Source organism: Proteus sp. G4380, from assembly GCF_963885725.1.
In the GTDB taxonomy this organism is placed as follows: domain Bacteria; phylum Pseudomonadota; class Gammaproteobacteria; order Enterobacterales; family Enterobacteriaceae; genus Proteus; species Proteus mirabilis.
On sequence record NZ_CAWPAV010000179.1, the window covers coordinates 1 to 24,840 of the forward strand.

The window sequence follows — 24,840 nt, forward strand, 5'->3', positions numbered from 1 at the left end:
AAATAAGCATCAAAAAAAGATACTTAAGAATCAAATTTATAAAATAAACTCTAAAAGATAAGGTATTAATATCTTATCTTTTTATCTTATCAAAAACTTCATCAACTGTAATAATTTTCATAGGCATATCAATATATTCTAATAGGTTTACTCTTTTACTAATTACCGTATGTAAATGCTTATCCTGATAAGGCCCTGTCCATGTTGGGTCTGCCGTCACAAATAAACTCACTGTGGGTACTTGTAATGCTATTGCCAAATGTAGCGGGCCAGTATCTCCCGTGATTAATACCGCCATGGTTTTTATTTGGCTTAACAGATCAGGTAGTGAGGTTTTACCTACCAAATTTTCTATATTTTGATGATATCTTTCAGGTAACAAAGCAAAAAATTCTTCTGGCAATTCCAGCTCTCTCGATGAACCTATTAGCTTTATTTGTAATAATGGCGCACTATCAATTAATTTTTTCGCTAATTCCACAAAAGATCCAACAGGCCATCTACGCTCTTGTGTTGATGCTCCCATCTGAAAACCAACAATGTTATTTTTACTTTGAGCTAATGGTTCTATTTTACAAGGGAGCTCCATTCTAGTATCAGTACTATCAATTCCTAAATTATAAATAAGATTAAGTTTAGTTTGAATGATATGTCCTTTCCCCGGCTGATATTCGGCCACAAGCCACTTTCTAAACCAGGCTGGAATAACATCATAAGTATTGCGTAAAATATATTGGCAACCTGCCATCACGGCAAATAATACGTCATAAGGAAGATGGGAATGTAAAATAATCGCTAACTCAGGTTTATACTTTTTAACTTGTAAAGCCACCGGTAACAAGTTTCTGATCTTATTATCCCAATACACCACACTATCTATTTGCTCATAGTTTTCCACTAACAACTTATTTTTTACACTAGAAACCAGTGTGATATGTGCATCAGGATAATGTGCACGAATTGCTCTGATGGCTGGGGTATTAAACATAAAATCCCCCAGCGCTGTGGTTGAAAAAATAACAATACTGTTAAATTTGATATCAGATGAAAATGTTGCCGTTTTTTTCATCTTACCAAAGAGTGGGTTATAGAGATTTAGAAAATAGTGCACCCATTTTAATTTCTTTAACTTCATCTTATTTTGCCTGCACTTTATTTTGATAATACTCAGCCAATGTCATTCCCTGTACTTTATCTTGTAAGAAATTAAATAGTGTTTCTAAATCATTATATAAGCCATCAATATCTTGTTCTGTTCTAAAAGTAGGGCTTCCACCAGGCATAAACTCTGAAGAGTGCAACATAAATTCAATATGAGAGTGACCTTGGGCTAAAGATTTTTGTGCCACTTCAATCATCTGTTGGGCATTTCCCCCTTTAGGGCGTAACCAATTAACTGAAGGTGAGCGTCGTTTACCTCTTAGCCTATCGTACCCTCGCTTAATTTTATTCATAAAAGGGGAATGTTTATATTGAATACTCATTGGCACTTCAAGTAACGTTGAATTCCCTGCTTTGCTGATATCATTAACATCCATAAAGTACGCATGGCTTGGGAAATTACTGTAATCTGTACCGCCTGATTGTGCCGGATCACCTTTAGTAAAACGCCAATCGACTTTTGGTGTGACTGAGCAATCGACTTGATAACCAAATTCAATCAATAGCTGCGCATAAGTTTCATTAAATGCCCAACGCCCAGCACGGTGACTTAACATTTTTGTTTGTAGTTTATTTTCCAGTAAGTCAGTCATAAAGGCAATTTTATCGCGCATCTGCGATTTGGGGTATTCAATTAAATAAGGCTGATAATGGAGATCATTGTCCGTTAACGCAACAATTGGGGGACTATTCCATGCATGAAGGTGCATACCAATTTCCCCAGTGTTACGGGCTATCACATCTTGTGCAAACTCAATATAGGCTTCATCTATTGCCATTTCATAGTTGGTTAGCCAAACGGGTTTAAATTGAAAACGTTCGCAAAGTTGCTGAAAACGGGGTAAAAAATGCGTATTTTGCGTAGTAATATTATGCTCATTTTCCCAAAGATTATCGCCTTCGGTATCTAATGTGATAATAAATGCTGGTTTTTTCATTGAAAAATACCTAAGTCCTCTTTGAGAATAAGATAGCTAAATTAATGAAATATACTGACGGATCACTTCATCAATATCAAATTTTTGATACATATTAGGCGTAATTTTAGGCGGGTTAAAGTAAGCTAAACGCATTTTTTCAGCCAAGGATGCTGAATTTAATTCAGACTTATAATCTGCTAATTCACCCTCCATAATTTCACTGATCCCACCAAGGCAATTAGTACTTACTATAGGGGTATTACAAATAAGTGATTCGACTAAAACATTTCCTAAGCCTTCACTATCAGAGCTTAATACCACCGCTTTAGCATCTTTGATCACAGGGAATGGATTGGCTAAAAAGCCAATTAAGCTCACTTTATTTTCTAAATTTAGTGCAACAATTTTATTTTTAATATTGCTGGTGACCTCAGAAGATCCCTGTCCTGCAATCAATAATTTACAAGGTAGATTGGCTAAAGCAAACGCTTCTAATAAGCGGTCATGGCGCTTTACTTGATGAAAACGACCAATATGCAATAAATAATCCTGCTTTTGGTAGGGATTATTTTCTGATGCCAATGTTCTGATTTCTTGAATATCAAATGGGTTATAAATTGTTTTTAATTGATTAGGGACAATTTTAATGTTCTCTATTAAATCTTGTCCTGCCGCATTTGATACCGTAATAATATTTTTACCCTGATAGACTTTTTGAATTTTCTTCTGTTTTAACCAGCGGGAAAAACCTTTTTTATTGCCTAAATAAGACTGTGAAAAAATACCGTGAATACAATACCATACATTCTTATCTGCCAGTTGTTTTGATAGTGCAACAATTCTGTCAGTCTTATGTAAGTTAGAGACAATTAACGCAGGAATGCCTTTGCGCGCAAACAATGCCTGAAGGGTCTTATCCATCGAGTTGGCACGTCGTTTTAATTCTGTTTGTCGATAAAATAAGCCATGGTAACTATCTGCATCAATTAATAGTTCAATATCTGCAGGAATGGCATAGTCACATTTTTCTGCTAATGAGAGTAATGTAACTTGATAACCACGTTGACTTAAGCCATGACAAAGCCTGATCGTGACATTTTCAGCGCCACCACCCGGTAATCCATCAATAATAAAAAGTATATGTTCCTTCATAGGCTAAGAACCTTTTGGTAAAGCTCGATCAGTTGTTGAGACAAATTCTCAGGCGTATAGGGTAGTATCTTATTTCGTGCAGCCTTAGACATCTTATTACCTAAGTTATCGGCCGGAATACTCTCTATTGCACCGATCATTGCGGGTATATCTAATGCATCTGTGACAAATCCATTTAGACCTTGTTCAATAAATTCTGCTCCACCACATGTATCACTGGTGATCACCGGTAATCCACATGCCATAGCTTCTAAAATAACATTAGGAAAAGGATCATACAGAGTGGGTAACAATAGTCCATCAGCCATTTGATAGAAAGGTAAGGTGTCTTTCTGTACACCTAAAAATAAGATCCTTTGATGACAGTTTAATCGATGAGCTAATTGTTGGTATTTCTTGTACTCTTTGTCTTGACCAATCACCATCAGGTAAGCATTAGTATGACTAATCGCCTCAATAGCAGCTCTTAACCCTTTACGTTCAAACCCTGAGCCGACATAAATAAAACACTTACCCTCAACCGGAATATGATATTGCTGACGTAATTGTTGCCGATAAAGAGCCGTGGCAGGGAAAAAACGCTGATGATCAATCGCATTATAAATCACACTAATACGTTCACTTTCAACGCCAAAATCTTCCATCACCTCACGTTTGACCATTTCTGAATTGCAAATCACCCGTTTTAGCTCAGGAGATTGATACATCTCTTTTTCTGCGTTCATTACATAACGATGATAACAACTATTTAGCAGTAATTTACTTCGTAAGGGTGATAAAACCCGAGAGCGTTGCAGTAACCAACGGCGATGTACACCATCTCCTGCGCGGTAAATATCACAACCAGCAATACGTTCATGGCTTTGTACTAAATCAAACTTTTCTTGTTGCCAACAGTGTCTTGCTGCTTGTGCAAACCCTTTTTCACGGCTAATCCGTCCCCATTTAAAAGGGTTAACAATATGAATATGCCATTGTGGTTGCACCGCGCCAATCCAAGAGCGTGTAATCACATTCAACTCTACGGATTGATTATCTAACGCTTCCAGTGCGCGAGAAACAAAACGCTCAGCGCCACCGTCTGGTCGATATTTTTGACGTACTATCGCCAAGCGGAATGTATTCATTTTAATTGTCTCCTTACGGCTTCAAGTACATCTTTAACAGGAATTAAACTTAAATAACGCGTTTGCGTGTTGGTATGTACATCATCAGGATCTGGGAGTTCTCCATAATTTCCCGCCCATAAAACTTCGCCAATATGTTGCCATGGCGACCAATGAAATAATTTTGATGGACCAAACAGTGCCACCAGTGGCGTTTTTAGTGCTGAAGCCATATGCATTGGTACTGAATCAACTCCAATGAATAACTCAGCATTATCAATCAATGCACCAAGTTGCGGTAAAGATAACTGCCCTGATAAAGAGACGCTATCATTTGTCTTACATCCTTGAATAATGGTTTCAACCATCTCTTTTTCTCGGGAGTCTGGCCCTGATGTTAAAACAATTTGATGTCCCTGCTGTTGTAGAGTATCTATTAATTCAGACCATTTATGCTCATCCCAACATTTAAAGAACCACCGAGACGTCGGCTGGATCACAATATAAGGGGTTAATACACCATAAGCTTTTAATTTTTCCATCACAGCCTGTTTGTCTTGATGGCTGTATGTCATGGATACTTGCGTATCTATTTGTTGCAATGACAGCGGTTGTAGTAGTGCTAAATTTTGTTCAACAATATGTCGATTATCAACTGAGCCTAATGGGATTAAATCACTAAAACACTTTTTCCAAACAGGACTTTGTCGTTTATAAATATCATAGCCGATACGGACTTTTGCGCCTGTAAAGCGGGTAATAAGCGCACTATTCCACTGATCAGCTAAATTAATCACCACATCATATTGTCGATGTCTTAACTGATTAACTAACCGCCACTCATGACGAAACCGAGCTAATTTACCCTCTTTTTTCCAAGCCTTGTCTAAGGAAAAAATATTTTCAATAGCAGAGAAATTCTCAATCATGGGTGCGGTTTCTTTGTTAATTAAAACATCAACCTCCACATTTGGATAATTCGCTTTTAGCGTATTAATAACAGGGGTAATTAACAACGTATCACCATGATGGCGTAGTTTTATAATTAGAACCCGTTGTATTAATGTCATTTTTTTACTCATAACGCTCCAAAAGCACCCTATTGATCCGTTCTATTATTTGATTATAAAAAATTTCCTCACTAATTTCTTAAATAATCTGAATAATCTGTTTTTAGTACACCAAAAAGCCGTTAAATGATAAATAACGTGGTCTATCATCATATCATTTGTTTTTACACACTTTCTCCTACACAGTGTGGTACTATAGGCTTTCGTCCAGATAAGTGAATTTGATAGCATGTTGTTGCGTTTATATCAGGTACTTCTTTACCTTATTCAACCTCTGATTTGGCTACGTCTTTTATTACGCAGCCGCAAAGCACCCGCCTATCGCAAACGGTGGGGTGAGCGCTATGGCTTTTGTCGAGGCAAAGTCGCGCCTCATGGCATTTTATTGCACTCCGTTTCAGTGGGTGAAACACTTGCCGCTGTACCTCTTGTTCGTGCATTACGCCACCATTATCCCGATTTACCTATTACCGTCACCACCATGACACCAACAGGCTCAGAGCGCGTACGCTCTGCATTTGGTGACGATGTGTACCATGTCTATCTTCCTTATGATTTACCCGGCTCGGTTAATCGTTTTCTTACAACGGTTGATCCGAAATTGGTGATCATCATGGAAACAGAGCTGTGGCCAAATCTTATCTCACAGCTTTATCGTCGCAAAATCCCATTGATTATTGCTAATGCTCGCTTATCAGAGCGCTCAGCAGCGGGTTATCAAAAACTAGGTAGTTTTGTCAAAACTATGCTGAGAAAAATTACCTTAATTGCTGCCCAAAATCAGGAAGATGGCGAACGTTTTATTGCTTTAGGGCTAAAACGCTCACATCTGCATATTACCGGTAGCTTAAAGTTTGATATCTCGGTCACCCCTGAGCTCGCTGCTAAAGCCGTGGCACTACGTCGTCAGTGGGCAGCACATCGTCCTGTCTGGATAGCCACCAGTACCCATGAAGGGGAAGAGGCGATTGTCTTAGATACCCATAAAAAATTACTGGCACAATTTCCTCAACTGTTGCTGATTTTAGTTCCCCGCCATCCAGAACGTTTTGCAAAAGCAGAGCAACTTACCCAAGAGGCCGGCTTTAAATATACCCTACGCAGTAGCGATGCTATTCCCGATGCACAAACCCAAGTGGTGATAGGCGATACTATGGGGGAGTTAATGTTGCTATATGGTATTGCTGATCTGGCCTTTGTTGGAGGCAGTTTAGTCGAGCGTGGTGGACATAACCCATTAGAAGCCGCAGCCCATGCTATTCCGGTATTAATGGGCCCTTATACTTTTAATTTTAAAAATATCTGTGCCAAGTTAGACCAAGCTGAAGGGCTAATTACCGTCACTGATAGTGACTCTATGGCGACGGCTATCGCCTCATTACTCAATGATGAAGATTATCGCCGCTATTATGGACACCATGCCGTAGAGGTACTTCATGAGAATCAAGGGGCGTTATTGCGCTTATTAACCTTACTCTCTCCCTATCTGCCACCACGGAGTCACTGATGAGTGAAAGTAAACGCCTCTCGGTCGTGATGATCAGTAAAAACGTTGCGGATGTTATTGAAGCATGTTTAGACTCGGTACAATGGGCTGATGAAATTATTGTTTTAGACTCAGGGAGCGACGATGCAACTTGCCAATTGGCCCGTGAAAAAGGGGCTAAAGTATTTAGCAACACTCCATGGCCGGGGTTTGGTAAACAGCGACAATTAGCACAGCAATACGCCACAGGCGATTATATTTTTATGATTGATAGTGATGAGCGTGTTACCCCTGAGTTAAAAGCCAGTATTCAAGCCGTGTTACAACAACCTGAATCGGGTGTGGTTTATAATTGTGCTCGCCGTAACCTGTTTATGGGCCGTTTTATGAAACATAGTGGCTGGTATCCCGATAAAGTAACCCGCCTTTATGCTCGTGAACAGTATCAATATAACGATAATTTGGTTCATGAGTCATTAGAAACCCAAGGCGCAACCATTAAAACTTTACCAGGGGATCTGCTGCATCTTACTTGTCGTGATTTAATCGAGTTCCAACAAAAACAGCTAAAATACGCTAAAGCATGGGCACAAGAGCGCAATCAGCAGGGTAAAACCACCCGTTATAGCGCCATTATTAGCCATACGCTGGGGGCGTTTTTTAAAACTTGGTTACTGAGAATGGGTATTTTAGATGGAAAACAGGGATTAATATTGGCATTTGTTAATGCACAGTATACCTTTAATAAATACGCCTCATTATGGGAACTTAGCCGGAAAAACCGTGAATATGAAAAATAAAGCTATCTACCCTGGAACCTTTGATCCCATCACCTATGGGCATATTGATATTCTCACTCGTGCTGCGGGTATGTTTGACACGGTGTTATTAGCTATTGCTGCCAGCGCCCGTAAAAACCCTATGTTTAGTTTAGAAGAGCGTGTCGCTTTAGCAAAAGAAGTGACCCAACACCTGCCGAATGTGGAAGTTGTCGGCTTTTGTGAGTTAATGGCGAATTTTGCTAAAAAACAGCAAGCGACCATTTTGATCCGTGGCGTACGCTCGGTTTCTGATTTTGAATATGAGTGGCAACTGGCGAATATGAACCGTCATTTTGCCCCAGATCTCGATAGTGTCTTTTTGTTACCTTCACAAAATCTCTCTTTTGTTTCTTCTTCACTTATCAAAGATGTGGCACGTCATGACGGCGATGTATCGACTTTTTTACCTGAAGTGGTTGCTACAGCAATGCTACAAAAGCTCGGTAAGCGTTAATCGGTTATTTCACCATGTTGGCAATGTCGGCAAAAGAAAGTGCTACGTTGCCCCTGCTTAATACTTTCAATAGTATGACCACAAATTAAGCACGCTTTATCTTTGCGCCCGTAGACAAATAGCTCTTGGGCAAAATAACCTGGTTTACCATCAGATTGTAGAAAATCTTTTAAAGTGGTTCCCCCTTGCTCTATCGAGCGAGTTAATACCGTTTTAATGGCATTAACCAATACGTCACACTCTTGCTCGGTTAAGCTACTGGCTTTTCTATCTGGCATGATCCCTGATGAAAAGAGTGCTTCGTTCGCATAAATATTGCCGACACCCACCACCAGTTTGTTATCCATTAGCCATGGTTTGATGGCGATTTTTTTATTTTTGCTCTGTTGATATAAATATTGCGCGTTAAATTGCGCCGAAAGCGGCTCTGGCCCTAAATGGGCTAATACGGAGCTGGTGGCTAAATCTTCACACCATAGCCATGCACCGAAACGACGCGGATCGGTATAGCGTAGTACTTTGCCATCACGAAACACTAAATCAATATGATCGTGTTTCTCTTCAGGCCGCTCTTCTGGCAAGATACGTACACTGCCGGACATGCCTAAATGAACAATGATCCATCCTTGATTTAATTCAATTAACAGATATTTAGCGCGCCGTTTAACACTTAAAATCGGTTCATCCAGCAAGGTTTTGATTTTTTCAGAAACAGGCCAACGTAATTTACTGTTACGCACTATCGCGTAGTGCAAGATATTGCCCGCTAAATGAGGCTCAATACCTCGGCGACTGGTTTCAACTTCTGGTAATTCTGGCACAAGTCACTCCATTATTGTCACTTGAGAAATACAGCGATAACATCATTTTTATTGTATGATGAGCCATTCATCCCCACAAACCGCTAGAGCAATATAACATAAAGGACAGTGGTAGCTTATTATGATGTTGTTTAAAGACGATAGTAAAAAATCTTTATGGAATTTATCCATTATTGGACTTTACATTATATTGATCTACTTACCCGATATCACTCGCTATAAAAATATAGTGATGGGGCTAATTGGTGCAACGGCACTTTGGTATCTAGTGCGTGATTTTCGCACTATTGGTCAGATTTTTAAAAATAATCTTGCCTATGCGCTGTTTTTCTTATTGCTCGCCATTGGCTATTCAGTGGTGATTTCCGTAGAGCCCGCACTGAGTCTAAAAGAGATGAATAAGCCGATTTTAAATGGCTTACTGCTCTTTGCTATTGCGTTTCCCATTGTATTGTATAAAGAAACACCTACGGCAATTGCGAAGATGGTGATGGTGTCATTCGCCATGGGGTTATTGGTGATTATGGCAAAGGAGTTGGCGCAGTATTATTTGGAATATCAGCAAAATATTTTGCCTTTTACAAAAAAAAGTCAATTAGCGCATAGAGAAATCTCTTATGCTCTGCTATTTTTCTTTCCTATTATATTGGCCTTATGGGCATTGAAAAAAAATTATTCAATAATTAATTGGCTTTTATTAAGTGTGGTTAGCCTATTATTTTTATTTGCAATCTTAGGGACATTAGCACGCGGGGCTTGGGTCGCATTAGCGATTAGTACATTACTTATCTTAATCATTAATCGCCAGTGGATATTTACTTTACTCAGCATGGGTATCTGCGTTGCACTCTTTTTCGGTGTAACACAATTACCTAATAACCAATTTATTAACGCCAAACTTAAACATAAACTATCGCAAACCAATAGCGGACTAAGATTTGATGGTGGTACCCAAGGCTCAGCCTTAGATTTAATCTTAGCACAACCTATTAAAGGCTATGGTTATGGTAATCAGCTTTACCATAATGTTTATAATCAGCAAGTCAAACAGCATAAAAACTGGGTCTTTAAAAAATCGATTGGTCCCCATAATGTATTTTTAGCTTTCTGGTTTGCCGGCGGTATTTTGGGGTTAATAAGTCTACTCTATTTTTGCGCGTCTTTTATCGCTCAGGGTATTCAATTGATCCGCAAAAATCAGGGAATTATTCGCCAAGCAGCACTGGTGTTATTAATGTCGTTTTTAGGGGTTTATGTACTGCGTGGATTATTTGAAAATGCCTATATTAATCAAGTGGGTATTTTATTAGGGTTAATGTTAGCATTGCGCTATTCATTATTAAATCAGCCCTCAACAATACCGACTCAAGAAGATACATCCGTTAGCTAATCAGTTTATTGATGGAATGTAAAATCGTCTCTGCCCGTTTATCCCAGTTGTAATAATTTTCAACTAATGAGCGGGCGTGATTGATTTTCTCACTGGTACGTTGTGGCTCTTCTCTTAATAATTTAATTTGTTGGGCAAAACTCTGCGCATCACCACTATCAGCAAAACTCACCGCTTTTTCATCCACCACATCACGAATTGATGGAAAATCTGAAATAACCACCGGTTTTCTCATCGCCATATATTCAAACAGTTTTAACGGAGAGGTGTAGCGACTACCGATACTGGTTAAGGTTAAAGGCAACACACAAATATCATGTTGAGCAATCGCCTGAAAGCGTTGTTTAGGATCGATAAAACCAAGAAAGTTAACTTTCTCTTTTACATCCATCTCCTTAGCAAGCAATTGTAGCCCTTTAATTTGCTCAGCCGTCCCACCGGCAATATTCAGTCTAGCATTATCCAGATATTTCATCGCTCGCATCATGGTGGGGATCCCTTTCCATTTATGCAAACTACCTAGATAAAGTACCTCTGTTACATTATTGGTCGTAGCGGTTATATCTCTATGGCTATCTTTGTTGCTATCTGCGGCATATAAATCCACCCCATCGGGTACAATAGTAATAGGCGTGGTTACTTGATATTGCGAAATAATATCGTCCCTTAACAGCGAGGTCAGCACAAATACTGCCGTTGCGCGACTGTATACCAACTTCTCCATTTTTAGCAGTTTATGGTATTTCAGGCGATTTTTTTTCGTTTCAAAAGAGTGCGACTCTGCAAAAGATTGCGCAAAAATCTCATGGCTTTCGAAAAAAAGCGGAATATCTGCATGGTTCTCAGCCAGATAGCAGGCCAGTTTTAAATTACGCGTAAATAGTGCATCAACAGGGTGTTGTTTTAACCAACGTGCAATTTGTAATGAAAATAGCTTTTGCGAATTAAAGGGAAAATACCATTTACGTCTGATATCTCTTAGCGCAATTAACCGCGCATTGCTATGAATATCACGCCCGAGAATATCGCTATCTCGATACTGTCCTTTGGGGGTGACTAGCGTCACTTGTGCACCGGCACGGGCAAACGCATCAACATTTTGCAATATTTGCAATGAAGCCACACGCAAATCGGGAACGGGATAAGGATCAAGATAGGCGATTTTCATCATTCTGTTTTTAATGCCTGTAGTAATCGTTGTGCTGAATGTTGCCAAGTATAGTGAGAAGCAATGCGTTGGCGTGCATTTTCGCCCATTGCTTTACCTCTATCCGGCAATGCCCGAAGATGGTTGATGGCTTTCACCATCGCGGTTACATCACCTGGGGTTACCAATAATCCTGCACTTTGCTCATTGCCTACCACCTCAGGAATACCGCCAATATAGCTGGCAATCACCGGTTTTCCGCATGCCATTGCTTCTGCAATGGTGATCCCAAATGCTTCATCGCCGATACTCGGGAAAACCCCCGCATCACAAGCGGCATAAAACTCAGGTAACATTGCATGCTCAACTGGTTGATGAAAAATAACTTGTTCAGCAACACCTTTTACCATCGCTTTATTTTTTAATTGTTCAAGCGCATCACCCGCGCCGATGATCAGTAACTTAACGTCTTCATCTCGCAATTGGGCTATTGCATCAATAGCAACACTTAAGCCTTTCCAACCGACTACACGCCCCGCAAATGCCAATAAAAATGTAGGCTCACTCACACCGAGCTGTTGGCGCAAAGATGTTGTCATAGGCTTAAACTTTGCCATATCAACACCATTATAGATAACCGCAGGAAATTGTTTAAAATGCTGCTGAATTTGCCAAGCATTAAAATGGCTACACGCAACCCAAGCAGAGATTTTTTTCGCCAGTTTACGATCACCTTTAAAAAAGCTGGTGCCACCACTCATATAACAAAAACGTGTCGAGCAAGATTTGGGCATCATTGCAGGCCAAAAGAAATCAAACGGCTTGGTTAAAATAATCCAATCAAAATTTTGTCGAATAACATCTTGTTTAGCATAGCGAGCAAAACTATAACGTTCAACAATACGACGAAAACGACCACCGAGATCGATAACTTTCTCTCTTGGTGTATAAGGATAGGTATGAATATGAATTTGTCGGCCTGCTAGTTCATGCCTGACATCACCATTGCCCCCATAAAGATGTACCTCATGTCCCGCATCATGTAACTGTTTGGCAAGCTCCCATACTGCGGTTTGGATCCCACCATAAGACATTGTGATTGTGACATCAATTAAGCCAATCTTCATGAGTTACTGTTTCACCTTTATTCCATTTAAAATATCGCTAACGGCATGCCAAACATTGGCGACAGAAATATCAGACATACTATCTTCACGACTTGCATCGGCTAACGCAATAGGATGTTGGATAATATGACAACATGAATGTTGTAATGGCGCTAAATAACATCCGGGATGATAGCTATGATACATAGCTACCATCGGAATACCTAACGCGCCAGCTAAATGCGTCGGCCCTGTATCAACCCCGATATAGAGCGACAAATGCGCCATAATGGCAGCATTTTCGCGCATAGAAACTTGCCCTGCTAATGCCAAACAATGCTCAGTATCTATTTTTTTCGCCAGTTCAATGGCGACTTGTTGGCTCTCTTTCCCACCTAATAACAGAAAATAGGCCTGCTCGTCATGAGTCATTATCTGTTTGGCTAACTGCAAAAAGTGTTCTATAGGCCAATCTCGGTAAGCTTTGGCAGGAAAACTTTGTAATTGTAAGCCAATAATGTGCTTATTAATTAATGCATTACTCTCTATAAACTGTTGGGCAAATTGCTTTTCTTCTGAACTAATAGAGTAGCGTAATTGCCAATTGGTTGGGTAAATTCCTAATGCATTAATTAATAAAGCACGCTCTTTTTGTGCCACCATTAACTCTTTAGGGTAAGCCACCCATGTTATGTCTGATTGCTTTTGGTTATTTTCAGCAAAAGCCACTACATGTTGTGATTGACGGCGGGCATACTGCACTAATGAATGATCATTTCCATATACCAAAGCTAAATCATAAGGTTTATGGGGTAACCATCCTCGCCAACGGGCGCGCTTTTTCGAGAAAGGCTTAACACTAAAAATATCAGGATTGTGCTGCAAGATGCAGGCACTGCGTTTATGCGCCAATACATGAATACGGGCATTCGGCCAACGCTCTTTTAGTGCGTGGATCACCGGCGTGATCAGTAACGTATCACCAAAACGCGCAATTGCTATAACCAATATGTTTTTTGGATCCATACACTTTTTATTTAGTTTAAATGATACATTTACTTTCCAGACTATACACTAAAAAGCATTACAAATATTCATAAACAGAATGAAAATATAACATCAGATACAGGATAATTAGCCCTTAGCGACTTTATTGGATATCAATTATCGTGATTTATCTTTAAGGCTAATGGCGTTAATAAATATTTTTTCCATTTTATCTAGCATGTTATCTAAACCAAACTGAGCTTTGGCATGGGCTAATGACGCTTGCCCCATTTGTTGACGTAACTCATCAGAGGCCATTAATTTAGCAAGGTAATTGATTAGGGTTTCTTGTACTTGAGGTGCCAATGTAAAGCCGGTTTTACCATCAATCACCGCTTCACTAATTGCACCTACTGTGGTTGATACCACCGGTAATCCGCAAGCCATCGCTTGCATAATACCTTGTGGCACCCCTTCGTTACCAAAAGAGGGTAAGGCAAATAAATCCATTGCATTTAAGCAATCCGGCACATCATTGCGGTTGCCTAAGAAAAAGACACTCTCTTCTAACCCTGCAAGTTTAACCATCGGTTGTAAATTTTTACGTTGTGGGCCATCTCCGACGAGAAGTAGTTGCCAGTCAGGAAATTGAAGATGCAGTGTTTTCCATGCTTCTATTAGGTATTTATGTCCTTTCCATACCCGCATTGTTGCCACAATCCCTAATGTAGGTTTATTAGGCACACCTATTTTTTCTCGTGCTTGCTGTTTATTTTGTGGCGAGAATTTTTCTAAATCGATCCCCGTAGGAACTGAAGTCATTTGACTAAGCGGAAAACGATTATATTGATGTAAGGTTTGGCGTAATTTTTCACCAGTAGTGACAATATGGGCACTTGAAGACAGATAGAGCCAACGCGTGGGCAGTGAACGTGATACATCGGTAGATACATGGCGAGTACGTACTATGGCGGGAGAGTGGCGTAATGAAGCACAAGATAGCGCAACTAACCAAGCATCTGTCGAGCTATGGGTATTAATCACATCAAATTGCTGACGATGGACTTTTAACCAATTACGCAATGCCATCAGTGCAGATCCGCGTTTTTTTTCAATCGGTAATGTGACAACCTCAATACCATAGTCAGGGGCTGCTTTGGCAATTTTTGAGTTTGGACAGCAAACCAGTGTCACATGGTGCCCTCTTTGCACCATGCCTTGAGATTCTGTCAAAATACGGATTTCTTGACCACCCCAACCACAAGACGACTCTGTATGTAAGATAGATAACACCGATTTACTCATCTGCAACTATTCACTCGATAGATAAAAAGGGCACTAGTATAACGAAAGAGTCAATAAAGATCATAATAGCTTTACTTTGTTATACTTAGCGCAAGCCAGATAACAAAAAACCCGACGCTAAGGTCGGGTTTTTTTTCAGAGAACTAAAATTATTTAATTTTAGCTTCTTTATAAGTCACATGCTGACGAACAACTGGATCGAATTTTTTCATTTCCAGTTTTTCTGGCATAGTGCGTTTGTTCTTCGTAGTGGTATAGAAGTGACCTGTACCAGCAGAAGAAACGAGTTTAATTTTCTCGCGAATACCTTTAGCCATTTTTCAGCTCCTTAGTACTTCTCACCACGGGCACGTAAATCTGCTAATACAGATTCGATGCCTTTCTTATCGATCACACGCATACCTTTAGCAGATACACGCAGAGTTACGAAACGTTTCTCAGACTCAACCCAGAAACGGTGAGAGTGCAGGTTTGGCAGAAAACGGCGTTTAGTCGCGTTTAATGCGTGAGAGCGGTTGTTTCCACTCACAGGACGCTTGCCGGTAACTTGGCAGACTCGGGACATGTCTATTCTCCAAAAATCTAATCAGCTCGAGCTTTAGTATCAGGTTTGGCCGCCTCGTCAGGCTTTGGAGCCCATCTCAGCAACTTTTAACGATTGAAAAACTGTGTAAACACCTCAGAAAAAACTTGCTGAGATAGGCTCTTCTCGCCAAACCCAAGATCCTCAAAGGTGGCGTAGTATACGCCCAATGGCCTCAACGCTCAAGACCCGTACAATAAAGATTGTCAATAATTTTAAAAAATATTGGCTATAACCAACCTCGTTCAGCAAAAGAAACACAGTTATCATGCCCTACCACAAGGTGATCAAGCACTTTTATACCGACTAATTGACAGGCTGTAAAAATTTTTTCTGTTATCTGCTTATCGGCAAGACTTGGCTCAGACAGACCTGAAGGATGGTTATGGGCTAAAATAATCGATGCAGCGTTCTTTTTAATCGACTGGCGAATAATTTCTCTGGGGTGAACTTCAACACGATCCACCGTTCCTTTAAACATTTCCTCACAGGCGATCATTTGGTTTTGGTTATCTAAAAATAGCACGACAAATACTTCTCTATCACGCCAATTAAGTCGTTTTTGCAAATAACTTTTGGTTTCTGCGGATGAGGAGAGGATATTTTTATGCATAAACTTTGTTTTAATAAAGCGTTGAGCCATCTCATTAATAGCTTGTAATTGGGTAAATTTACCCACACCTATCCCCTTAAAACAGCCTAATGTTTCATAATTCGCATTAATCACATGATAGAGAGAACCACACTTTCTAAGTAAGAAGTCGGCTAATTCTAATACCGATTTTTCATAGGTGCCTGTACGTAAAAAAATGGCCAATAACTCTGCATCCGTTAACGATTCTACACCATGCAACAGCAGTTTTTCTCTCGGTAAGAGTGTCTCTATGGTTGCGTTTTCCATTCTTTGTGCTCTCCCTTTTCGCCAAGCATTTAAACATCAATACGTTATAATTGGCCTATGTTGTTATTTTATCTTTCATGTAATATTTATCACAAAACAACTGTTGTTATATACAGTTAATTTACTATAAACTGTACAAGTTGAATGAAAAAGCCACAGATAAAATTTGTGCGAGGTAATACACAATAATTTATTTTATAAAACATCGTATTACATAGAATGCCTAACTCTGGCTTAGCTTGTGGTAAAATTATGGACATTTATTTATGCAATTAGGCATTTCATCATGACTACACTTCACGACAAAAAGATTATTCTGGGTATCAGTGGTGGTATTGCGGCCTATAAAGCGCCTGAGCTAGTCCGTCGTTTACGTGATAAAGGCGCTATTGTGCGCGTCGTTATGACGCCTGCAGCACATGCCTTTGTCACCCCGTTATCGCTACAAGCGGTATCAGGCTTCCCTGTTGCGGATGATTTGCTTGATCCTGCCGCAGAAGCCGCAATGGGACATATCGAACTAGGAAAATGGGCTGATCTGATTTTATTAGCCCCTGCTACCGCAGATTTAATTGCTCGTTTACGCATGGGGATGGCAAACGATCTGTTAACCACACTCTGTTTAGCCAGTGCAGCACCTATTGCGATTGCCCCAGCGATGAATCAACAAATGTATCGTGCGGCGATTACACAAGAAAATTTAACGGCTTTGGCACAACGAGGTTGTCTTATCTGGGGGCCTGACTCTGGTAGCCAAGCCTGTGGTGATGTAGGACCCGGTAGAATGTTAGATCCTCTTGAATTGGTGGCATTAGCTGAGCAACAATTTGCGACTCAACACGATTTTAAAGGTAAAAAAATCACCATTACCGCAGGCCCAACACGTGAAGCCTTAGATCCAGTACGCTTTATCAGCAACCATAGCTCAGGAAAAATGGGCTTTGCTATTGCGCAAGCGGCCGCTCAACGGGGGGCAGAAGTGACACTCATTGCCGGCCCTGTCACATTGCCGACACCTGCTTGTGTTAAACGTATCGACGTCGAAAGTGCCCAAGAGATGTATCAACAAGTGATGGATATTGTGCCATCCCAAGATATTTTTATTGGTTGTGCTGCCGTTGCCGATTATCGAGCCAAACAGGTTGCCCCTGAAAAAATTAAAAAACAAGGTGATGAAGTAACGATAACTATGATAAAAAACCCCGATATTGTTGCCAGTGTCGGAAAAATGGTTGAGCATCGCCCATTTGTTGTCGGATTTGCAGCCGAAACCCAGAATGTGGAAGAATATGCCCGCCGTAAACGAGAACAAAAACAACTCGATTTAATCTGTGCTAATGATGTATCACTAAAAGATGCTGGTTTTAATAGTGATAACAACGCATTACACCTTATCTGGGCAAATGGAGAAACGCGTTTACCACATAGTAGTAAAACGCAACTGAGTCATCGCCTACTTGACGAGATAGCCAAACATTATGATGAAAAAAATTGACGTTAAAATCCTTGACCCACGAATTGGACAAGAGTATCCACTCCCTGCGTATGCAACAACAGGTTCTGCTGGTTTAGATTTACGTGCTTGCCTTGATGCTCCACTGGTATTAGCACCAGGACAAACTGAGCTGTTACCTACAGGTCTTGCTGTACATATTGCTGATGAAGGGTTAGCGGCAATGGTGCTTCCTCGCTCAGGCCTCGGTCATAAACATGGGGTGGTACTCGGTAACTTAGTGGGATTAATTGACTCTGATTATCAAGGTCAACTGATGGTATCGGTATGGAATCGTGGTCAACAAGCGTTCACTATTGAACCCGGCGAACGTATTGCCCAGATGGTTATCGTACCTGTTGTTCAAGCAGAATTTAATATTGTAGAAGATTTTACGGCAACAGAGCGTGGTACAGGCGGTTTTGGACACTCTGGTCGCCAATAAGCACGACGTCTTGCATTTATTTTAATATCAATGACGATATCACTCCCTTTGCACTAACACTTTTATTTAGTGCAAAGGTTTACTGATTTGTTTTGCTTTTAGCAGGGGCCTTATCAGTCATGGCAGAAGAAAAAGAAACCAAAAAGAAACGCAGAAATAGACGGGATGAAATACTACAATCGCTCGCTCAAATGTTGGAGTCTAGTGATGGTAGTCAACGTATTACTACAGCCAAATTAGCGGCTACCGTTGGGGTATCTGAAGCAGCACTTTATCGACATTTCCCCAGTAAAACAAAGATGTTTGATAGCCTAATTGAGTTTATCGAAGATAGCTTAGTTTCGCGTATCAACCTGATTTTAAAAGATGAGAAAGAAACTATCGCACGCATTCGCCTTATTCTTATCTTGATCCTTGGCTTTGCAGAGAAAAACCCTGGGCTATCTCGCATTCTTACCGGACACGCATTAATGTTTGAGCAAGATAGATTACAAGGGCGCATTAACCAATTGTATGAGCGAATTGAAGTACAACTTCGCCAAGTGATTAAAGAGCGTAAAATTCGCGAAGGAAGTGCCTTTTTACATGATGAAGCACTACTCGCTTCACAACTGCTTGCGTTTTGTGAAGGTATGCTAGCACGTTTTGTACGTACGGAATTTCGTTATCATCCTACACAGGAATTTGAAGCACGTTGGCCATTAATTCAGGCGCAATTACAGTGAGCAAGTAACAATGAAAGAGTGGACTCGTGACTTAACTCAATAATTTGAAAATGACATATATGCCGTTTTTTTCTTATTTGTGTTAACATGCGCTCTATTGATATCAGAGTATCTAAATAGATTTACTGGGAATGGCACTAAGCGATCCCCAATCTGTGACAGTGGCAACGCGCCTTGTCCCTACTGTAAAAGTCCTTTTTATCTTTCAATATCTGTGATAATTATCGCAGAAAATTCATTGTACTACTCACCCCGCCCATTATTGGGCGAGGGCTTTTTTTTACAGCTATTGAGCGATTTTATTGTATTTTTGCTTTTTTAATTAATGCCATAACGTTCACGATAGGCTTTTACTGCTGGCAAATGTGCCGATAATGTCTCACTTTCAGTTAAGTAGCTAATTAAATCATCCAAAGTAATAATTGAATAAACTTGGCATTGATAATCGCGCTCTAATTCTTGTATTGCAGAAAGCGAACCACGCCCTTTTTCTTGTCTATCTAAACTAAGCAATACCCCTGACAGCGTCGCATCATGTTGTTTGATTATTTCCATCGATTCACGAATAGCCGTTCCAGCGGTAATAACATCATCAACAATCACCACATTCCCTGTTAATGGACTGCCGACTAATGTCCCTCCTTCACCATGATCTTTAGCTTCTTTACGATTAAAGCAGTAAGGAACATCCATATCATGATGTTCAACTAAGGCCACTGCGGTCGTTGTCGCGATGGGAATACCTTTATAAGCCGGTCCAAACAGCACATCACAAGGCACATGATTATCTATTAATGTTTGTGCATAAAACTGTCCCAATAAAGCCAAGTCACGCCCAGTATTAAATAAACCTGCATTAAAAAAGTAAGGACTAACACGACCTGATTTCAGCGTAAACTCACCAAATTTTAATACATTTTTTGCTAATGCAAGTTCGATAAAGTGGCGCTGGTAGGCTTTCATTTTTTTCTCCTATTAAGATTGCTTAATGACAGATTTTAGACATAAAAAAAGCGACTTTTCAGTCGCCTTAAAAATAGAATTTATTGCTTTAGCGCCTCTTTTTGCGCTTCAAATATCTTTTCTAATCCCCCTTTCGCAAGGGCGAGTAAAGCAAGTAACTCTTCATGACTAAATGGTGCACCTTCTGCCGTACCCTGTACTTCAATCATACGGCCATCATCGATCATCACCACATTCATATCCGTTTCGGCTGCGGAATCTTCAACATATTCCAAATCGCATAATGGTTGACCATCAACGATACCCACAGAAACAGCAGCTACCATTGATTTAAGAGGGCTCTTTTTCAGCTTACCTTCTGCAACCATTTTATTTAAAGCATCCACTAACGCGACACAAGCACCAGAAATAGAGGCGGTGCGAGTACCCCCATCGGCTTGAATAACATCACAATCAACCGTGATAGTAAATTCACCCAAGGCCTTTAAATCCACAGCGGCGCGTAGTGAGCGAGCGATTAAACGTTGGATTTCCATTGTGCGGCCAGTTTGTTTACCGCGAGCGGCTTCACGAGCATTACGACTGTTAGTGGCGCGAGGAAGCATGCCATATTCTGCAGTCACCCAGCCTTGCCCTTGTCCTTTAAGAAAACGAGGTACACCCTCTTCTACAGTGGCATTACACAAGACTTTGGTATCACCAAATTCAACTAATACAGAACCTTCAGCATGTTTTGTATAGTGGCGAGTAATGGTAATCGGACGTACTTGGTCTGCTTGTCTGTCTGCTGGACGCATGGTGTTATCTCCGCTTTCTCTGACATATTGGGGGCGCATTATACGACCTAAAACGGCTTATGCCTATCCTTGTGTTGATACCTAGGGTTATAATCGTTACATCATTTACAATATTGAGACCCTATTATGATCCGTAGTATGACCGCTTTCGCTCGTCGAGATATCAAAAAAGAGTGGGGTAGCGCCGCATGGGAACTGCGTTCCGTTAATCAACGTTACCTTGAAACATATATCCGTTTACCTGAGCAATTACGTAGTTTAGAGCCTGTTATTCGTGAACGTCTACGTAATCGCTTAACACGCGGTAAAATAGAATGTAACTTGCGTTTTGAACTCAATGCTCACTCACAAGGTGAACTGACTTTGGATGAAAATTTAGCAAGGCAACTGATTGTTTCTGCTAACTGGGTAAAAAGCCAAAGCCATGAAGGTACTATCAGCCCATTTGATATTTTACGTTGGCCTGGGGTTATCTCAGCCCAAGAGCAAGATTTAGATGCCATTGGTAGCGAACTATTAGCAGAGCTTGATGTAGCTATCGATGCCTTTATTGCAAGTCGAGAAGCTGAAGGCCAAGCACTCAAAACGCTGATTGAGCAACGTTTAGATGCCGTAAGTGCTGAGGTCGTAAAAGTAAGAGCACAGATGCCAGAAATTCTCCAATGGCAACGTGAGCGCTTAACCAGCAAATTAGAAGAAGCACAAGTTCAAGTTGATAATAATCGTTTAGAGCAAGAATTAGTGATGTTAGCGCAACGCTTAGATGTCGCTGAAGAGCTTGATAGATTAGATGCCCACGTTAAAGAAACACGCAAAATTCTCAGTAAAAAAGAGGCTGTCGGCCGTCGCCTTGATTTTATGATGCAGGAGTTTAACCGTGAATCCAATACACTAGCATCCAAATCAATTAATACGGATGTCACCAATTCCGCTATTGAATTAAAAGTATTAATTGAACAGATGCGTGAGCAGATCCAGAATATTGAATAGTGTTTGACCCATCTAAGAATGCCTTAAAAGCCCTGTTATTTTATTGTAAATAAAGGGCTTTTTTATTTTTCCCGTCCAAATCGGTTTGCAGATGTCCGTTACCAACTACCCGTATAGTTTCACTTACTCATTAAACGTTAAACGCCGATTTTTTCATGGCTTGCTCAGCTCGGCTGATCCCTAGCTGCTTAGCAACGGTTTGCCATTGCTTAACCGCAATTAATACTTCATCGTAAATTTGCGTAGCTTGGGTTTGTGAAAGTCGGAAGAAATCTTTTACATCAAACGCTAATTGGTAGTCTAAGGCGTTGTCTGCATCGGTAATATTCAGATGCAGGCCATGCTTACCCACTATCGGGTTTAAATCATAAGCAGGTGATAGCTTCCAACCATTCTTTGTTAATAAAAATCCATGGTTACGCAGGTGATCATCCGTGTTGGACACCGCAATATTAAACACGATACGTCGCCATAACTGTGCTAAATCAGCTTCGGTTTGTGCACCACAATTGGAAATAAATTCAGCAATCTCTAAATAGCTAGCACCTTGAGATTGTTCACCATCATAGTATTGAAGCTGTGTCATGGCCGATGAAAAATGCAGCCGCTTTTCACCCTCGCGGTCAAACCGTTTTGTTAAAAAGGTATGATGCCCTGAGGAAAACTGCCTAATCTCACTTGGAAACATGTCAACACCTGCCGCCAAGGCCAATTCATAACAGAGCATCTCCCACGCCCCCACGTCATGGGTATCATTTAAATTGGGAAACTTGGCAATCCACAAGTGGCCTTGTTCATCTGTCACACAAGCCTTAGGTCTTGCACCACCTAATGATGAGCCTGGAGAAATCAGCATTTTTAACCAGCGATAATACTCGTCACTGTCGATGTTATCGTCTTTTTCAATCTGCATGGCTGCGTGCTCTAGCTCTCGTAGAGAAGTCATTGGCGGCGCAGTAAATTCAGAATTGTCGTCCAAAAAAGCATTCGAGCCTGCTCGTTTAAATCGAATACCCCCCATCCGGTAAGAGTCGTGCACACCCAACAAGTAATCCAATTCGTTTAATCGACTTGTTGCTCGAATACCTTTGCGCGCTTCAATGGCTGCACGCCGCTGCATTAAAATACGTCCCCATCTATCGGGCGATGAATCGAGAAATGCACGAAAGTTTTTATCGGCTTCATCGTTGTAAAGTTCACCGGAGTGAAGCGTTAGGATTGGATCAATTTGCAAACGATAGGTTGAGGTTAAAAATGTTTTATCGTAGGCAAAACTAAACACGCCACCTCGGCTTGAATCGCTGTAAGCAAGCTGCCCAATTAGCAAAGGCGCTTCCATTGGTTGCCAGTCAGCATAGACTTCGACGATTGTACGGCTCATCTTGAACCTTCCAGTAATTTTATATTTTGCAGCTTAATACCCACTTCATCATGGGCAGCCATTTCTGCAAAGTTGCTTTCCATGCCAAGGACGGCCATCACTTTTAAGTAAGTGCCTATGGCAACGCCCGGATCACCTGCGAAGACTTTGTTCACGGTTTTATGATCAAAGCCTGTACGTTCACACAACAGCTTTTTTGTAAAACCACGTCGTTTCATCGCTAACAATAGGTCTTCACCAAAATGAGTCAGGATTTTGCGCTGCTTTGGAAACAGTACATTGTGCAAATCACGCTTAGCCATATCACCAATCCAAGGGACTATAATCCCATTATTTAATCATTACTAGGAATATAGTCCAACTTTGAAGTTCTAGCAACTCCAACAAGTTAAATATGGGACTATATTCCCATTTTACTCAATATAATTGGATTTATATCCTACTTTTAGGTTTAGTTTGCATGCTGGCCAAGGCGATGATGTGGATCCCTGAATACCAAAGGACACCAAATTACACTTTTACGCGTAAAAGTGTGAAATGCAAGTTGAGTACTCGTCTATGCGCTTTACAGAACGGGAAAAGCGCCTTGCCGATTCTGAGCCAAGACTCCAACAGAGATCTGTTCACCTGAGCTTAACATTGCGACGGATCACTCACCAATACGAAGATAGCATTTATCATTCCGTTTAAAAGCAAATCTGTAACGCTATCATTTAGCTAGAGCTTGTCTAATAAACCCTTTATTTTGCGCCAATAACTGTGTTGCTTGTTGTGCATCTACGCCGGCTAAAATCATCAAAATCGCTGTTTTACAATGACGTTGGCATTGTGCTAGTGCTTGTTCAGCTGTGGCTCGTTCACACTCTGTCGCTTGCATCACAATACGAATTTGGCGTTCAATTAATTTGGCATTAGTGGCTTCAACATCCACCATTAAATTACCAAACACTTTACCCATCTTTATCATGGCACCTGTGGTTATCATATTTAATACCAGTTTTTGTGCTGTGCCTGCTTTCATACGTGATGAGCCAGTTACCACTTCAGGCCCCACAATCGGCGTAATGGCAATATCGGCACGTTGCGCTATGGGACTATCAGGATTACAACTAATTGCCCCGGTCACCGCACCTAGTGAGCGTGCATATTCTAATGCGCCAATCACATAAGGCGTTCGACCACTGGCTGCAATCCCAACTAGTACATCCTTAGCATTAAAATTAAGCTGGCGTAAATCCTCTGCCCCCAATTGGACATTATCTTCTGCATTTTCAACCGCTTGTAAAATGGCTTTGTGTCCCCCGGCAATTAAGCCAATCACCATATCATGGGGGGTTCCATAGGTTGGAGGACATTCACTGGCATCTAAAATTCCCAAACGACCAGAAGTACCTGCACCGCAATAAATTAATCGACCACCTTGAGAAAATGCTGTTACAACCTTATCCACCAGCCGTGCAATATGGGGTAATGTGGCTTCAACCGCAAAAGGCACTTTTTTATCTTCATTATTAATGACTTTTAGCATTTCAAGTGTTGAAAGTGTATCAATATGTTCACTGTGATGATTGCGACTTTCCGTGACAAGATTGCTAAGGTCAATAGCCATTATTACTCTCCAAATATTATTAATTATT

Annotated in this window: 26 protein-coding genes; 8 read left to right on the forward strand and 18 right to left on the reverse strand. The window is 40.6% G+C overall.

Annotation, left to right across the window (positions count from 1 at the left end; translation table 11 throughout):
• Positions 1-73: 73 nt before the first annotated feature.
• The 5 genes from AACU98_RS15575 to rfaQ are packed head-to-tail and all read right to left on the reverse strand — an operon-like array spanning position 74 to position 5,421.
• Positions 74-1,135, reverse strand: a complete 1,062-nt coding sequence (locus tag AACU98_RS15575; RefSeq protein WP_012368657.1) for a glycosyltransferase family 9 protein — start codon at positions 1,133-1,135, stop codon at positions 74-76.
• 1 nt (position 1,136) lies between these two features.
• On the reverse strand, positions 1,137-2,099 hold the full coding sequence (locus AACU98_RS15580) for a polysaccharide deacetylase family protein (protein ID WP_012368656.1): 963 nt from the start codon (positions 2,097-2,099) through the stop codon (positions 1,137-1,139).
• A 36-nt stretch (positions 2,100-2,135) separates the two neighbouring features.
• On the reverse strand, positions 2,136-3,233 hold the full coding sequence (locus tag AACU98_RS15585) for a glycosyltransferase (RefSeq protein WP_004249931.1): 1,098 nt from the start codon (positions 3,231-3,233) through the stop codon (positions 2,136-2,138).
• Entirely contained in the window at positions 3,230-4,360 is a 1,131-nt protein-coding gene (locus AACU98_RS15590; RefSeq protein ID WP_012368655.1) for a glycosyltransferase family 4 protein, read from the reverse strand. The genes AACU98_RS15585 and AACU98_RS15590 overlap by 4 nt, the downstream gene beginning before the upstream one ends.
• Positions 4,357-5,421, reverse strand: a complete 1,065-nt coding sequence (gene rfaQ / locus AACU98_RS15595; RefSeq protein WP_017826995.1) for a putative lipopolysaccharide heptosyltransferase III — start codon at positions 5,419-5,421, stop codon at positions 4,357-4,359. The genes AACU98_RS15590 and rfaQ overlap by 4 nt, the downstream gene beginning before the upstream one ends.
• Positions 5,422-5,638: 217 nt before the next feature.
• Here rfaQ and waaA point away from each other — a divergent pair, with 217 nt between their 5' ends.
• The 3 genes from waaA to coaD are packed head-to-tail and all read left to right on the forward strand — an operon-like array spanning position 5,639 to position 8,170.
• A complete protein-coding gene (waaA, locus tag AACU98_RS15600; protein ID WP_004246472.1) occupies positions 5,639-6,916 on the forward strand; it encodes a lipid IV(A) 3-deoxy-D-manno-octulosonic acid transferase in 1,278 nt (425 codons plus the stop codon).
• Positions 6,916-7,695 carry a glycosyltransferase family 2 protein gene (locus tag AACU98_RS15605; RefSeq protein WP_161734617.1) on the forward strand — a complete coding sequence of 260 codons (780 nt, stop codon included), beginning with the start codon at positions 6,916-6,918 and terminating at the stop codon, positions 7,693-7,695. The genes waaA and AACU98_RS15605 overlap by 1 nt, the downstream gene beginning before the upstream one ends.
• The gene (gene coaD / locus AACU98_RS15610) at positions 7,685-8,170 is read left to right on the forward strand and encodes a pantetheine-phosphate adenylyltransferase (protein ID WP_004246474.1); all 486 of its coding nucleotides are present in this window, start codon (positions 7,685-7,687) and stop codon (positions 8,168-8,170) included. Before AACU98_RS15605 ends, coaD begins: the two co-directional genes overlap by 11 nt.
• Here coaD and mutM read toward each other — a convergent pair.
• Positions 8,167-8,991 (reverse strand): bifunctional DNA-formamidopyrimidine glycosylase/DNA-(apurinic or apyrimidinic site) lyase, encoded by an 825-nt coding sequence (gene mutM, locus AACU98_RS15615; protein WP_036971872.1) that lies wholly within the window; start codon positions 8,989-8,991, stop codon positions 8,167-8,169. The two genes, coaD and mutM, sit on opposite strands and share 4 nt — an antisense overlap.
• A 121-nt stretch (positions 8,992-9,112) precedes the next feature.
• Here mutM and rfaL point away from each other — a divergent pair, with 121 nt between their 5' ends.
• Entirely contained in the window at positions 9,113-10,381 is a 1,269-nt protein-coding gene (gene rfaL / locus AACU98_RS15620; protein ID WP_161734620.1) for an O-antigen ligase RfaL, read from the forward strand.
• On the opposite strand, the gene AACU98_RS15625 is transcribed toward rfaL, so the two are convergent.
• The 7 genes from AACU98_RS15625 to radC all read right to left on the reverse strand — a co-directional run bounded on the left by AACU98_RS15625 (position 10,374) and on the right by radC (position 16,410).
• On the reverse strand, positions 10,374-11,552 hold the full coding sequence (locus AACU98_RS15625; RefSeq protein WP_161734623.1) for a glycosyltransferase family 4 protein: 1,179 nt from the start codon (positions 11,550-11,552) through the stop codon (positions 10,374-10,376). The genes rfaL and AACU98_RS15625 overlap by 8 nt on opposite strands.
• On the reverse strand, positions 11,549-12,655 hold the full coding sequence (locus AACU98_RS15630; RefSeq protein WP_161734627.1) for a glycosyltransferase family 4 protein: 1,107 nt from the start codon (positions 12,653-12,655) through the stop codon (positions 11,549-11,551). Before AACU98_RS15630 ends, AACU98_RS15625 begins: the two co-directional genes overlap by 4 nt.
• 3 nt (positions 12,656-12,658) lie before the next feature.
• Complete coding sequence (locus AACU98_RS15635; protein WP_161734630.1) at positions 12,659-13,660, reverse strand: glycosyltransferase family 9 protein; 1,002 nt, start codon at positions 13,658-13,660, stop codon at positions 12,659-12,661.
• A 138-nt stretch (positions 13,661-13,798) separates the two neighbouring features.
• Entirely contained in the window at positions 13,799-14,926 is a 1,128-nt protein-coding gene (locus AACU98_RS15640; RefSeq protein ID WP_012368651.1) for a glycosyltransferase family 4 protein, read from the reverse strand.
• A gap of 149 nt (positions 14,927-15,075) precedes the next feature.
• Positions 15,076-15,243, reverse strand: a complete 168-nt coding sequence (rpmG, locus tag AACU98_RS15645; protein ID WP_004246483.1) for a 50S ribosomal protein L33 — start codon at positions 15,241-15,243, stop codon at positions 15,076-15,078.
• 11 nt (positions 15,244-15,254) lie between these two features.
• Positions 15,255-15,491 (reverse strand): 50S ribosomal protein L28, encoded by a 237-nt coding sequence (gene rpmB / locus AACU98_RS15650; protein ID WP_004246485.1) that lies wholly within the window; start codon positions 15,489-15,491, stop codon positions 15,255-15,257.
• Positions 15,492-15,738: 247 nt separating this feature from the next.
• Complete coding sequence (gene radC / locus AACU98_RS15655; protein ID WP_161734633.1) at positions 15,739-16,410, reverse strand: RadC family protein; 672 nt, start codon at positions 16,408-16,410, stop codon at positions 15,739-15,741.
• A 286-nt stretch (positions 16,411-16,696) separates the two neighbouring features.
• On the opposite strand from radC, the gene coaBC reads away from it, so the two are divergent.
• The 3 genes from coaBC to slmA all read left to right on the forward strand — a co-directional run bounded on the left by coaBC (position 16,697) and on the right by slmA (position 19,072).
• Positions 16,697-17,905 (forward strand): bifunctional phosphopantothenoylcysteine decarboxylase/phosphopantothenate--cysteine ligase CoaBC, encoded by a 1,209-nt coding sequence (coaBC, locus tag AACU98_RS15660; RefSeq protein ID WP_036919447.1) that lies wholly within the window; start codon positions 16,697-16,699, stop codon positions 17,903-17,905.
• Positions 17,889-18,347 (forward strand): dUTP diphosphatase, encoded by a 459-nt coding sequence (dut, locus tag AACU98_RS15665; RefSeq protein WP_004246490.1) that lies wholly within the window; start codon positions 17,889-17,891, stop codon positions 18,345-18,347. Before coaBC ends, dut begins: the two co-directional genes overlap by 17 nt.
• Positions 18,348-18,466: 119 nt before the next feature.
• Positions 18,467-19,072 (forward strand): nucleoid occlusion factor SlmA, encoded by a 606-nt coding sequence (gene slmA, locus AACU98_RS15670; RefSeq protein WP_004246491.1) that lies wholly within the window; start codon positions 18,467-18,469, stop codon positions 19,070-19,072.
• A gap of 318 nt (positions 19,073-19,390) precedes the next feature.
• Here slmA and pyrE read toward each other — a convergent pair whose 3' ends face one another.
• Positions 19,391-20,035: an orotate phosphoribosyltransferase gene (gene pyrE / locus AACU98_RS15675; RefSeq protein ID WP_004246493.1), complete on the reverse strand. Its 645-nt coding sequence runs from the start codon at positions 20,033-20,035 to the stop codon at positions 19,391-19,393.
• Between the two features lie 80 nt (positions 20,036-20,115).
• Positions 20,116-20,832, reverse strand: coding sequence for a ribonuclease PH (gene rph / locus AACU98_RS15680; RefSeq protein ID WP_004249946.1), 717 nt, complete (start codon positions 20,830-20,832; stop codon positions 20,116-20,118).
• Positions 20,833-20,958: 126 nt separating this feature from the next.
• Here rph and AACU98_RS15685 point away from each other — a divergent pair, with 126 nt between their 5' ends.
• On the forward strand, positions 20,959-21,822 hold the full coding sequence (locus AACU98_RS15685) for a YicC/YloC family endoribonuclease (RefSeq protein WP_004249947.1): 864 nt from the start codon (positions 20,959-20,961) through the stop codon (positions 21,820-21,822).
• A gap of 130 nt (positions 21,823-21,952) precedes the next feature.
• Here AACU98_RS15685 and AACU98_RS15690 read toward each other — a convergent pair whose 3' ends face one another.
• The 3 genes from AACU98_RS15690 to murQ all read right to left on the reverse strand — a co-directional run bounded on the left by AACU98_RS15690 (position 21,953) and on the right by murQ (position 24,812).
• Positions 21,953-23,203: a type II toxin-antitoxin system HipA family toxin gene (locus AACU98_RS15690; RefSeq protein ID WP_049212124.1), complete on the reverse strand. Its 1,251-nt coding sequence runs from the start codon at positions 23,201-23,203 to the stop codon at positions 21,953-21,955.
• Positions 23,200-23,505 (reverse strand): helix-turn-helix domain-containing protein, encoded by a 306-nt coding sequence (locus tag AACU98_RS15695; RefSeq protein WP_004249763.1) that lies wholly within the window; start codon positions 23,503-23,505, stop codon positions 23,200-23,202. The genes AACU98_RS15690 and AACU98_RS15695 overlap by 4 nt, the downstream gene beginning before the upstream one ends.
• Positions 23,506-23,912: 407 nt before the next feature.
• Complete coding sequence (gene murQ, locus AACU98_RS15700; RefSeq protein ID WP_017628715.1) at positions 23,913-24,812, reverse strand: N-acetylmuramic acid 6-phosphate etherase; 900 nt, start codon at positions 24,810-24,812, stop codon at positions 23,913-23,915.
• Positions 24,813-24,840: the final 28 nt, after the last annotated feature.